Source organism: Pediococcus inopinatus (assembly GCF_002982135.1).
Taxonomy (GTDB): Bacteria; Bacillota; Bacilli; order Lactobacillales; family Lactobacillaceae; genus Pediococcus; species Pediococcus inopinatus.
Genome location: NZ_CP019981.1, coordinates 2,080,727 through 2,093,955, shown reverse-complemented (window position 1 = coordinate 2,093,955; position 13,229 = coordinate 2,080,727). Strand labels below are relative to the sequence as shown.

Below are 13,229 nucleotides of genomic sequence, written 5' to 3'. Positions count from 1 at the left end.
AGATCCCCTCTCAACTACTCGCCAGCTGCCAACGCATCCAGCATATCAATATGTTTAAGTTTATAATGGGTCAAAATTCCGATAAACAGACTGAAACATCCCGTAATGACCGCTGACCAGATGTAGCCTGGGTAATGAATCGTCATTGGAAACAAAATACTACCCGTTTGGGCTTTGACCATAATGAATTGATGTAAGAACAAACCAATTCCCCAACCAAGTACAATTCCAGCGATGGTAAAGACCACATTTTCTCGTGCCACATAGGCCGTAACTTCACGATCGTAAAAACCAAGCACTTTAATCGTGGCTAATTCCCGAAGCCGTTCGGAAATATTGATGTTCGTTAAGTTATATAGCACCACCAAAGCTAAAGCTCCCGACATGACGATCATAATTAAGACGACTGATCCCAATCCACCTGTACTCAGTGAACTAGCCGCATACCTTGGAAAACTGACGTTTAAAACACCGGTCTCTTTTAATAATTGGCGACTTAGTTTTTCTCGTTGGGCCTTTTTCGTATGACTAGTTTTAATTAAACGTGTTGTAGCCTTAGTCGAATTACCGGTTAACTTTTTATAATAGGATTGCGTGGTGTAGAGCCAGTGCCCCGCATAATTGGTGGTAACCCCCGTAACCTTTGCAGTTACTTTTTTACCCCCAATTTGGAGATTGACCGAACTGCCTGCCTTAGCATTCATATCAGTCGCCAGTTTCTCGGATAGAATAACGCCCCTATCAGTCAAATGAAGTTTTTTATTGGTGGCGACTGATTTCAAAGTCACATACTTATCAAAATTAGACGTAGTTTTCGGCACCATTAAAGTGACCGTATCGTTGGCCGTTCCGTGTGTGGGTCGGGCCGTAATTGATTTTACCATCACAGATTTTTGTGCCGAGATATTAGCCGCATGCACTTTCTGGGTGGCTTTTTCTACCGTCACTAATGCTTGAAAATGCTGGACGTCTTCATATTGGGTCGGGACTAAATCGTTCACAGAATCTTGAATTCCAAATCCTGTCAAAATTAAACCAGTACACCCAGCAATCCCGACAATTGTCATGATCATTCTTCCTTTGTAACGGAAGAGATTTCGATAACTGACCTTTTGATTAAAGCTAAGTCGCGACCAGAGTGGTTTAATTCGTTCTAACAGAATTCGTTTACCAGCTTTAGGCGCCCGTTCTCGCATCAAATTCGTCGGAGCTTCTCGTAAATTGATGGTTAAGACGATCAACGCACTGCCTAAGGTGGCGATTAATCCCGCCGCCATCGTTTGTGCAAGGTAGGACCATGGAATTACACCCACAAACTCAGTTAGATTATTATTGCTGAGCAAACTGAAAACAAATTGTGGCAAAGTCAGCATCCCAAGCACCCCGCCAAGTCCGGCACCAAGAATTCCAGCTAACAATGTATAGACGATATATTTCATCGCGATTTCACGTTTGGTATAACCAAGCGCCCGCATAAGGCCAACTTCACGCCGGTTTTTCTCCACCATCCGTGAAATTGTGGAAAAGGTAATTAAAATCGCAATGAACAGGAAGAACCCTGGGAAAATAATTGCGATTGCGGCAATACTATGAGATTCGTCAAAGTAATCTTGATAGCCCGGATTCATTGTTCGATCGTTATATAAATAAGTTGGCTTGGCAATTTGCTTAATCTGAACTTCAGACGCCGTAATCTTTTTCTTGCCAGCAGCAAGTTCTTGTTTTGCTGCCTTTATTTTGGCCGTTTGATAACCACTTGGCACTTTCGCCAACTCTTTTTCTTGTTTTTCAATTTTAGTAGTTTGTTGATCTAATTTTTTCTGTGCCTTATTTTGCAGTTGTTTTTGGCGTGCACGTGGCCGACCACTTAAATCTGATTTTAAATCCGCTTTTTGACGATCAACCTGGTTATTATAGGCATCTGTCCCGGCCGCATAGTGGTTAGCGTTTTTAAACTGTACTGCAATCGAGGCATATTCCTTTTGGCTAAATGCCGTGTTAGGTACGTACGCAAAATAATCAACCGTACCGCTACCTAAATTTGTGGTCCCGCGGTCCGTGCTGCTGACAAATTGAGGCGAGTTTACAAAACCGACAATTTTAAAACTACGCCGGTTGAGATTCGTATTTTTCGGTAACCGATAAGTGTCTCCAAGCTGGTAGCCATTTTCTTTAGCCTTATTGTCCAAAACAATTTGGTTATTTTTGACTGGCAGTTTGCCACTTACCAGCTTTAATTTATCAAGTTTTGTCTGTTTTTGATAATTGTATACACTGACAACCTGATTACGACTCTTTTGCAGCGTGACCATATGGCTGGCCACTGCATGCTTAACGTTTTTGTTTTGCTTAATTGAAGTTAAATCGCTGTTCGTTAAACCCATTGTTGAGCTAACTTTGACGTCACTCAACTTTTGTTGTTGAAAATAATGATTGGCAGATTGATTCAAATCAGGGCCAACCCCGCGAATGCCCACATAGAGCAATGATCCTAACAAAATAATCAGTACGATTGAAATGAATTTTCCCATCGATTGGGTAATCTCACGCACAGTGGCTTTAAAATAAGTTCGATTCATTATTTCCGCCACCTACCATTCAATGTTTTCAACAGGGGTAGGATGCTCATTACGTTCAATCCCTTTGACCTGGGCATCCTTTAAATGAATGACCTTATCAGCCATAGGAGCGATCATTGAATTATGCGTCACAATCAAAACGGTCCGATGCGTTTTACGCGCGGTATCCTGTAGCAATTTCAAAATTTGTTTTCCCGTGTGGTAATCTAAGGCCCCAGTCGGTTCATCGCATAGCAATAATTTGGGATTCTTGGCTAGTGCTCGGGCAATCGCCACCCGCTGCTGTTCACCACCAGATAATTGAGCTGGAAAGTTAGCCATCCGTTTATCCAAGCCAACGTGTTTTAGTGTCTCATCCACATCTAATGCATCAGAAGTCACCTGACTAGCCAACTCAACATTTTCACGCGCAGTTAAATTGGGAATCAAGTTGTAAAACTGGAAAACAAACCCCACCATGGTGCGCCGATACTCAGTTAATTGACGTTCAGTATAAGTAGCAATGTCTTGGCCATCAATTAAGATGCTGCCTTCCGTTGGATGATCCATCCCGCCCAACATATTTAAGACCGTCGATTTTCCAGCTCCAGATTCGCCTAAAATAATGACCAACTCGCCCTCATCGATGTCAAAACTGACTTTATCATTTGCCACAATTGTATTACTTTCCATAGTGTATCGTTTCGTTTCATCTTTTAATGTAATAAACGCCATTTCCAAAAACGTCCTCTCTAGTCTGATTTTGCTGTTAATTGAATTATAGCATTTAAAATCTTACTATAATTAATCTTAAGGAAAATAAAAAACCCGATTTGGCAGCAAACCGTGTCTCGGCTTCTCCAAATCGGGTTTTAAATTAATTTACTGAATTAAATTGTTGTTGTTTCTGTAGTGGATACTCTGTAGGTTCACTGGCATTCAAAACTTCAGGGGTGAGTGCCACTCGCGTAATCGTTTGGTCATCATAAGGTTGCATGTAATAGGCGCCTTCATCCAAACTCATATACCCACGATATTGCGAATAATCACAACCGCCCTCATTATCAGCCTTAACCCCTTTAGGAATCTCTACACTATTTAAAATATGCGATAGCGCATTAATCGAGCCACCTGTCGTGTCAGCCTTATCCGTATTTTCGCGAATAAACGCCGCTCGCACAAACCGGGAAACAGATGTGTAATCTCCAGGCAAACCTAACGCACCACTGCCCAATCCATAGGCATCTGATTTAAATTCACCGTATGCTTTGGCACTGTGTGACGTGGGCTTTAATTGCACATAATTATTCAAATTCTTTAAATGCCATTGAAAATCAGGACTGTTGGTCATCACTTTAGCGGGATCATCCATGACATGCATCCCTTCCTTATCCTGTTCCAACACGACACAAGCACCAGACTTATCACCCACAATCCAGTGCAAAGGAACAACAATTTTAAACAAGTCGTTGGCGATGGCCACAATGTTTACATCGTTAATTTTTTCTTTTAAGTCAGCTACACTTGTTATATTTCCAAGAATCCAGTTAATAACTTCATGAGGAGCTAAATCAGTTTTTCCGTGTTCGCGTTGATCCGCAAATTTTGCCAATCCGTCAAAGTAAAGGGTAGCAGCCCCAACTCCGGCCTCGTTTACCCCATCAACTAGGATATAGCCGTTTAAGTTACGTCCAGCAACGCCAAAGCCCAGTTTTGTATCAAAGCCCGCTTCGTTAGCATCACTTTGGAAATGAAAGTTGCGGGGAATTACAACTGGACGACCATCTAATTCAAATGAGAAGTCCATTGTTCGTGCTAAAAACCAATTTCCTTTGGCATTTTGATACATTACACTTGTACACATCAGCGCGTCACATCCTATTAGTAGATTATTTAAACTTAGGATTAGTATATTCTGATTAAAAATCCAATTCAATATGAAATTTTTTTAGAAATGTTTCTTGTATGTAGAAATTAACACGTGAAGTGGCGACGTTGATGAGCGCGTGTGGCGATTTGTCATAAGCGACCCACACGGCCCCACATCAGCGCCGGAACGAAACTAAAAGCAAATAAAAAGTTGAATAAAATCTAATTAGCGGAACTACCGACTAAAACTTGCCCCATGCAAAGCGTTTTTTTGATTTTCAAAATCCTCTAACTTGTGTTAAACTAGCCCATAAGGTGCCAAATCTTATCAGACAATTGTCTGATGCGTGCTAAAACACGCCGCACTATTTAATATAGTGCTTACCAGCAACCATCCCGACTACTATGATGGTTGCTTTTTTGTACCTCTATTTATTGTCCAATCCAAATATAGGCTAAAATTCATCACTCAGCCTATCCTTAATTACCTAATTCACTTAAATGTCTTTGTTCTTCTTATCTTTTTTGGTATAATTAATCAGTCTTTCTTTGTATCCGTTAACATATAACGGGGTTCAGAGTTATATTTTCCATTTTATTGCAATCGTCCAGATTATTTTAGTTAAGAGATGAATTTATTTGACCCAACATGAATGGCTACTTTCCCCGTTATTCACTGGGATTTTTGTCACCCTTGGCATTATCTTATTTTTTCAATTACTTGCTCGCTCAATGGTCAACCATTCAACGGAACAAGAAAAACCTATCAATTATTTAGTCGGACGCTTATCAGTTTTAAGCGTGGTTTATTTTTCTATCCTAGGTGTGTATTTTGAATATGCCGCAGCCCATACAAATCAAGATGTGGCATTTGTTGATTTTCGATTGTTGCTGCTATTCTACGTCATTATCTTCTTAGGTCAACGGACTAGCTTAATCGTGATTGTATCAAGCTTTCTTGCGCGAGCCTTCTTTTGGGGATTCACAATTGGCACCATTGATTTTATCCTCGCGACTGCCGTAATTTACTTGTTTGTTAACATCATCGTGTATGCGGTTCGTCGTTTCCAGCTGCACCAGTTAATTTTGATTGGCCTGCTTGATATTGTGGTGGGAGGGTTTTGGGTAATTTTTCACTTTATCCGCGTCCGCTACTTCAATGACGTTACCGTCACTACATCTTGGTATTACTGGATTACCTTTGTCGTTATGAATTTTTTCCTATACTACGGTCTGACCCGATTAAATAGCGAAAACGACTATCTGACAAGTTTAACCCAGCAAGCGACAACCGACCCACTAACTAAATTGAAAAATTATTCGATATTTCAAAAAGATTTTACAGAGGCATTTATCAATTTTAAGGACTCAGACCAGCCGTTCACCATGATTGCTTTCGATATCGATCATTTTAAACGTGTCAACGACCAACACGGCCATTTAGCTGGCAATGCCGTTTTGAAAGCCGTTAGTAAGATCACGGCTGATAAAGTAAAAACCGTCCCCCAGGCTGAGGCTTACCGCGTGGGTGGCGAAGAATTTAATATTCTCTTACCTGATGTTACGTTAGCCGAGGCAGCAACATTCAGTTATCAGCTGCAGTCCGAGATTCGCAAGACAGCCTTTAAAATTAATGACAATGAAAATCTTCATATCACCATTTCTGTAGGAGTTTCTGCACTTCAAAAATCCGATATTACCCAAAATCTGTTATATGAACGCACTGATCAAATGTTATACCATTCCAAAGGTAAAGGGCGGGACAGTGTCTCTGTTTCAGATCCTGAAACAATCACCGATCCACGGACACCTAACACAGCAATCAAGCATGATTAAAATTATTAATATCTATTGAATTTTTTTGTTTCTCTTACTTTCCGTGGTACACTGAATAAGTTAGATATTACAAACTAAATAAAAAAGCTCAGTCAATGTTTCTACATTGCACACGACCCATACTTGAGAAAGTCAAGTACGGGTCTTTTTTATTTTTAAATTTGGAAGGAGACTTTATATTGCTAAGATTCTGGGGACAACCTAAGTTTTCACGTGATCCACTAGAACCTGTGGGTTACGAACTTTTCTTGCGTGAGGGTTCCATGACCGAGTGGGAAGTACCAAGTGATTTTAGCAAGTTTACCGCTAGCCAAATCGCTAATCTACTCATCCAAACAGCGCCCGCACTGCCACATAACATGAAAAGTCTTTCTGTTAATCTTGATATTGATCAGTTTATCGATCCACAATTTTGTCAAACATTCGTTTCAATTCAAAACGAAATTTCGTGTCGTCACTTATCGATTGAATTGACTGAGCACCCAAGCGACACCCCCATCCCAGACCAAATCCTGCTTGCCGCCACCAAACGCTATACTGACGCAAATTTTGCCGTTATTTTAGATGATGTGGGCTCTGGTGACAATCAACTCAAGCGCGTCAAACTTTTAAATAATTATGTTAACGAATATAAATTTGCCGTTCAAAATTTTCGGCCCGGAGAATCACTCGAAGCTATTGTGCCTAAACTATCCTTTTGGTGTGATTTAGCACGAACAAACAATAAAGTATTCACTATTGAAGGAGTGGAATCTAAAAAAGACTTGTTGACCCTTTCTGACTACCAAGCTGATATGCTTCAGGGCTATACTTTAGGTCGCCCGGTCCTTCTGCCAATTAAAGGCGACTCGGAAAAAAGTCTCGTTCACTGTTAAAAGTTTGCCGCTATTTAAAAACTGCCCTCAATTTTTACGTATCTATTAAAGGAGAGCTTACTAAGTTTAGATTTTTGTTATTTTCTGTTCACGTTACATAAAAATGCTTATTGCCCCATAAAATGATGATTAAGCATCTTTTATAGTCCCGATTGCTAATAAGGATCCGATTTTCTATTGTACTTTTAAACCATTGTGCTAAAATTATGTCGATATAGATCTATGTTTTTACACTATTTAACTTGTACAAAATGAACACTTGCTTTAAAAAAAATATCAGATCTAAATTGGAGGAGCTACCATGATTCGCTTTTGGGGACAACCAAAATTTCTGCTACATCCATTACAACCAATTGGCTACGAGCTTTTTCTACGCGAAAAAACCGCTGACGGATGGACTTTTCCGAATGATTTCAATCGGTTTCCAGCTCAACAGATTGCTCAACTTCTCGTTCAAACGGCCCCATTAATGGCAAGTGAATTTAAAAACATTTCTATTAATTTGGATCCCGAACAATTTGTAGATCTTAATTTTTGTGAAGCTTTACAAGCAATCAGAAATCAACTTTTACCCGTCACTCTGACTGTCGAATTGACAGAGCATTCCAGTCCCACGCTGGTGACTGAAGACCAAATCTACAAAGCTGCTAAATGTTTTTACGATAATGGTATCGGCTGGATCATCGATGACGTGGGTTTTGGAAACAATCAACTTAAACGTATTGAGGCCCTTGATCCGTTTGTTCAAGAATACAAATTTGCCATTCAAAACTTTCGGGCAAACAAAACGATGGATCAACTCATCCCCCAACTAACTTTTTGGAATGCCCAAGCACAAAAAAAACACAAGTTGCTTACAGTTGAAGGGATTGAGTCAAAAGATGATCTCCTTTTATTAAAAGATTTTCAAGTTGATATGTTACAAGGTTTTGCATTAGGTCATCCAGTTTATTTACCAGCAGCAAGCGACCCAGCTGCTAATACCGTTCTTCCTTTCAATAAAAACTAATTAAAAAACGACATCTGACAATCAAGTCAGATGCCGTTTTTAATTAGATACTACTTGGTAAATTTCTTTCGTTCCGGGCTTTTCCAAGTTCCGGATCCGCGACCAAAAATTGTTTTCATTGCGGGAATAAACGTCATGACAACCGTAATTGGGTTGATCATCCAGTAAAATAACATGTACCATGGCGCAAAAAGAAGATATTTTAATTTGGCACCATGATGATCCAAAATCAAGGCCGCTAAAAGCTGCATAAAGCCCGCCAGCATCTCGAAATTCACAAAAATAAATGACATTTCAATGCTATGCAGTAATCGTTCCCAGTTTCCGGTCATAAAAAAATAAATAATGGTGATTAAAAAAATTGCAGTGGTAATTAGGAAGAAAAAGGACCAGATAATGGAAAGTGTTGAATCAATAAACATTGAAAGCTGATAGCGTCGTTTAATGGGATGAAAAATAAATTTCTTAATATTCGTTAACCAAACTTCCGTCCCACCCTGGGCCCAGCGTTTCCGTTGCCGATATAAGTCAGGAATTGTTTCTGGCACATTCATATGAAAAACGATATTGGGTGCAAAACGAGGTACCGCGCCAATTGCCTGATGATCCCAGGCAATACTGATATCTTCGGTCGCCCGATCCTGTCGAAAGCCCCCTACATCAATCAAAAAGTTTTTACGATACATAGTATTTGCACCACTATAAGCATACATTGAATCATTAATTGCTGCCTGGCTTCGTTTAATAACGCCTACAATACTTGAAAATTCCACCGTTTGGGATTTCGCTAGCAGTTTGGTGCGATTCTGCACATCCATATTGGCAGTCACCGCAGATGTGTTTAGATCACGATCATGAATAAAATAATTCATATACTTCATCAGCGCGTCTGGCTCCGGAATAGTATCCGCATCATTGCTTAAAATGTAGTCACCCTTGGCAAAATACATCCCAATATTAAAGGCATGCGCTTTGCCCTTATTTTTCACAATATGAATCATCCGCAGTCGAGGGTAGATTTCTTCCAATTCGGTTACAATCTCGGCTGTTTTATCCGTCGACCCATCATCCATTAACAGCACTTCAAAATTTTGATAATTTAACTCTTTAAATAAATAATTAATCGTGTCAGCAATCATAATTTCTTCATTATGCGCTGGGATCATAATGGTGACCATCGGTTGTTTTTCAGGTGGTAATACTTTCCAATTGCTGTCCGCTTTTTCTGACCGTAACCAGCGATAGCTTAGAGATCCACAGAACCAGAAAAAAGACCCCATAACTGGATATAGACATAGGATCAGTAAAAAGATATTTAAAATTGTTGCCCCAGTTGTTGCATCAAAAACATGATCAATCATAAATCAGCCGTCACTTTCTAAAGATCATCAATATCGTGCGCATCAAATAACTTTTTTATTTCGTGCGTTTCTAAATTCTGTTCTGGTTCAACGCGATAGTTACGCGCATTTTGGCGAGCCTCTTCCGGACCAAACCGCTTGTCCATAAATTTATCTAACTCAGTGGTGCGTCATTTTTGGTTAATCGGATTAAATGTTGGCCATTGTTCTACCAACCGATCACGTTTACGATTTTGAATCAACGACATGGAAACACTGAACACAAGCGCCATGACAAATAAAAACAGCAACAGTATTCCGATAAATTTGATTTCAAAAATTCCCTCACGATACGTCCAGATAGGCTTAAATAGATGGTATTCAACACCTAAATAAGAAAGAACCGTTACAATGATGGGAATAAACACACAGATCCAGCCAAATAAGACTAATAAAGTTTGCCAAATTTTGCGTAGCCAATGCCCTTTTGAAAAATAATCATCTTGATAGGCTTTTATTTGTTTCTCTTCAGTTTCTTTATCTTCACTTTTTTGGTTGTTTTTGGTTGTCATTTTTTGCCTCTTCATTTACGTGGGGATCGATCGGATGACCAAATAGGTACCCCTGACGAATATCAATCTGGAGTTGCTGCGCTAAGGCTTCGTCCTGTTTGTCTTCAATCCCCGTTAATACTAGTTTAATATGGCGTTCTTGTGATAAGTGATTCCAAAACTGTAAATTTAAGTCCAGCCACTCATCAGGATCCGTTTTGCGAAAACTACGCATGGAACATTTTAAAGTATCGGTGACGGGAAGCATCCACTCAATATCATTCAAGTTGGATAGTTCGGAGCCGACGTTGTCAATCGAAAAATGCATCCCATAATCACGCGCTGCTTGAATCTTCGTTTATTCAAAAGCTCACTATTGCGCCCGGCCGTATATTCCACGTTTAAGTGCATCGGCTCGATATTACTAATTGCCCACCGCACAAAATAATCAAATTCATCACTAACAATTTGCTCATATTCGAGGTTGATTGACAGAGTAATGGGATCCTTGGAAAGTGATTTGAAAGTATCCTGTAATAGAAACATCACCCTTTGTAAGGGCAGGGTTTCCAGTTCTCGGGGTAACCGCCATTCACCATCTGCATCATGTTCTCGTAATAAACACTCATAGCCAATCAGCCGGCCATGATAATCCACCTGATTTTGAATGAAATAACGTAATTCAAGTTGCTGCTTACCAAGATAATTATTTGATCTTTTTCGGGAACGATAATAGTAAATTACAATTATAATTAAAAAAACACTAATTGTAACCAGACTAATCCATAATAATAAATGTTCAAGTTGCGTTAACGTTTCCATATTTGTGCGCCCATTTAATTTCTTTTTCTTATAGTCAGTAATTTCCCGGCATGTATCACAATACAGTATACCTTATTAACCTGGTCCAGGGAATACTATTACGGGTCTAACAAAGCATTATTCAGCAATTTTTTTTAAAAAATAGGTATAATAGCTATAAGCCTTGTGGTAATAAGTCAAGTATGTAAAAAGCTTTGTTTTTATTATTAATCAGTTCTTGAGAGTATAGCTTCCCCAGCCCACTAAAACAGTTAATTTAGCGGGTTAAGAAGGGACTCAGTATCGTAAACTCGAAAGCTATACCACTTTGGGTGGTATATAAAATTGATGGTTTCTAAGCAAGACTTCCACCAATCTTACAAGCTTTCGTGCCGTCAAGACAATAGCTCGACGATGACGATACTTGGGTACCTCTTCATATTTTTTGTGGTAATAGCGTTGGTAAGTAACATCATAACGTCTTATCGAGTTGGCAGCTTCAACTAGATAATAACGAAGATATTGATTACCCTTACGAGTTCGTGGTGTAGCTTGACGAACGCTTGTGCCTGATTCATGTGGTAACCAAGCCAGGCCAGCATACTTGGCAATATGACTTTCATCGGGAAAACGTTCAATTTGACCAATTTCTGCCACAATACCAGCCGCATAAACTGGGCCAATACCGGGAACACTAGTTAAACAATTGATATCTGTGATTTGAGTAGATATCTGTGTAATTGTTTTATCCAAAACTTGGATTTGTTTTTTTAACATCCGAATTTCATTCGCATAGACCGCCAAAATTTCATCAACAGAATCTGTTACGACTTTTGATAGGCGATAAGAAGAACGGGTTGCTTTCTTAATAGCTTTAGCAACGGCTTCGGCATCACCAAACTTACCGTGAGCTAACTGTTGAAGATGGGTGACTAATTCATCAAGAGGTAGCGCCGCTGCCTCGTCCAAGGTTAACTCTTCATCAGTAATTAGGGTCATCATAGTTGAACCAAAAACGGATGTTGGCAGCTCCCGTTCTAACGTATTACAACGATAATAAAGATTATTCAAAAAATGATTTTTAGAATCAGTCATTTGTTTAACCAAGTGATAACGTTCCCGTGTTAGACGTTGCAAAGCCACATAGTTTTCTTGGCGAGCAACTGAAGTTCCCAGTGGTTTGATCCGTAACAAATCAGCTAATTGTTTGGCATCAATCGCATCCGTCTTACCATCATCAAATAACTGGCTAAAATGATGTGACGTATAGGGGTTAATGGTGATAACCGATAAGCCTAAGGCTTGTAACTCGCTATCTTCGGCGAAAAAAGTCATCGGATGAAAATTATAGACCGAGGTGGCTTCCATACCAACAGTTATCTTTTCATAATGGTGGGTTTTAGTCTCAGTTAAGATTACCTGTTTAATTTTAACGGCACCATTAAGATCATTAGTAGTTTCATCTTGAAAACGGCAATGTTGATCAGAATCTAAAGCACAAAAGTCTAATTTATTTTTACCAACATCAATACCTAAATATAAATTCATAGGATAGGACCTCCTTTCACTTTGAATTAATTGGATAAGCTTAGGTGCTGCGTGATGTTCCCTAATTCCAACTCTAACGGGCATCCTCGCAATATAAGAAGACTAGATTAAAAGATTCAGCTGCGTGTCACGCGAGTGAACACGAATCAAATTAATCGCTACAGCTTGTGGTTTGCGGTGTTTCGAATTGTCTGGGCGGCGCGCTTATAACGTAGATAATCTACAGGAGATGAAAGCCTATACCAGTTGGACCTAAATCCAATGAACAATTAGAGAATATCACGCAACATCTAAGTAGGGAATAGTAAATAACAAAGTTTCAAATTATATAATACGAGGAGGTCCGGACATGTCAATTTATGATTATACCGTTACATTAGAGAATGGTGATACTTATTCACTAGAAAAATATCGTGACCACCCGTTAGTTATTGTGAACACTGCTACTAAATGTGGATTTGCGCCTCAGTTTAAGCAGTTAGAACAACTTTATAAGGAATATAAGGATCAGGGGCTGGTTGTATTGGGATTTCCATCCAATCAATTCAAGCAAGAAGTATCCACTAGTGAAGAAGCGGCTGCTGCCTGTCGGACCACCTATGGCGTGAGCTTTCCCATGCACACGATTGCAGATGTAAACGGCAAAGACGCACTACCTTTGTTTAAATATTTAACTGAAGCCGCACCCGGTACATTGGGTTCTGCTATCAAATGGAATTTCACAAAATTTCTCGTTGATCGTGAAGGAAATGTCGTAAAACGGTATGCCCCGAAGACTAACCCTTTAAAAATGACTGACGAAATTGAAAAACCACTAAAAAGCACCACAAAATAGAGATAAA

At 39.5% G+C, this 13,229-nt stretch carries 9 protein-coding genes and 2 pseudogenes; 4 read left to right on the top strand and 7 right to left on the bottom strand.

Annotated features, from left to right (window positions below):
• Window positions 1-14: 14 nt before the first annotated feature.
• The 3 genes from PI20285_RS10350 to PI20285_RS10340 form a co-directional block, all read right to left on the bottom strand.
• Window positions 15-2,579 carry an ABC transporter permease gene (locus tag PI20285_RS10350; RefSeq protein ID WP_057773116.1) on the bottom strand — a complete coding sequence of 855 codons (2,565 nt, stop codon included), beginning with the start codon at window positions 2,577-2,579 and terminating at the stop codon, window positions 15-17.
• Window positions 2,580-2,591: 12 nt separating this feature from the next.
• Window positions 2,592-3,293 carry an ABC transporter ATP-binding protein gene (locus PI20285_RS10345; RefSeq protein ID WP_057773169.1) on the bottom strand — a complete coding sequence of 234 codons (702 nt, stop codon included), beginning with the start codon at window positions 3,291-3,293 and terminating at the stop codon, window positions 2,592-2,594.
• Window positions 3,294-3,435: 142 nt separating this feature from the next.
• Complete coding sequence (locus PI20285_RS10340) at window positions 3,436-4,422, bottom strand: choloylglycine hydrolase family protein (RefSeq protein ID WP_057773114.1); 987 nt, start codon at window positions 4,420-4,422, stop codon at window positions 3,436-3,438.
• Window positions 4,423-5,066: 644 nt separating this feature from the next.
• Between PI20285_RS10340 and PI20285_RS10335 the strand changes: the two genes are divergently transcribed.
• The 3 genes from PI20285_RS10335 (at window position 5,067) to PI20285_RS10325 (ending at window position 8,147) form a co-directional block, all read left to right on the top strand.
• Complete coding sequence (locus PI20285_RS10335; RefSeq protein WP_057773112.1) at window positions 5,067-6,263, top strand: GGDEF domain-containing protein; 1,197 nt, start codon at window positions 5,067-5,069, stop codon at window positions 6,261-6,263.
• 179 nt (window positions 6,264-6,442) lie between these two features.
• Window positions 6,443-7,138: an EAL domain-containing protein gene (locus PI20285_RS10330; protein WP_057773110.1), complete on the top strand. Its 696-nt coding sequence runs from the start codon at window positions 6,443-6,445 to the stop codon at window positions 7,136-7,138.
• A 301-nt stretch (window positions 7,139-7,439) separates the two neighbouring features.
• On the top strand, window positions 7,440-8,147 hold the full coding sequence (locus PI20285_RS10325; RefSeq protein WP_057773108.1) for an EAL domain-containing protein: 708 nt from the start codon (window positions 7,440-7,442) through the stop codon (window positions 8,145-8,147).
• Window positions 8,148-8,197: 50 nt separating this feature from the next.
• Here PI20285_RS10325 and PI20285_RS10320 read toward each other — a convergent pair whose 3' ends face one another.
• The 4 genes and pseudogenes from PI20285_RS10320 to PI20285_RS10305 form a co-directional block, all read right to left on the bottom strand.
• Window positions 8,198-9,508 carry a glycosyltransferase family 2 protein gene (locus PI20285_RS10320; protein WP_057773106.1) on the bottom strand — a complete coding sequence of 437 codons (1,311 nt, stop codon included), beginning with the start codon at window positions 9,506-9,508 and terminating at the stop codon, window positions 8,198-8,200.
• A gap of 17 nt (window positions 9,509-9,525) precedes the next feature.
• Window positions 9,526-10,074 (bottom strand): annotated as a pseudogene (locus PI20285_RS10315) (hypothetical protein).
• Window positions 10,031-10,860: pseudogene (locus tag PI20285_RS10310) on the bottom strand (EAL domain-containing protein). Before PI20285_RS10310 ends, PI20285_RS10315 begins: the two co-directional pseudogenes overlap by 44 nt.
• A 297-nt stretch (window positions 10,861-11,157) precedes the next feature.
• A complete protein-coding gene (locus PI20285_RS10305; protein ID WP_057775612.1) occupies window positions 11,158-12,387 on the bottom strand; it encodes an IS110 family RNA-guided transposase in 1,230 nt (409 codons plus the stop codon).
• 349 nt (window positions 12,388-12,736) lie between these two features.
• Between PI20285_RS10305 and PI20285_RS10300 the strand changes: the two genes are divergently transcribed.
• The gene (locus PI20285_RS10300) at window positions 12,737-13,222 is read left to right on the top strand and encodes a glutathione peroxidase (protein WP_082623318.1); all 486 of its coding nucleotides are present in this window, start codon (window positions 12,737-12,739) and stop codon (window positions 13,220-13,222) included.
• Window positions 13,223-13,229 lie beyond the last annotated feature (7 nt).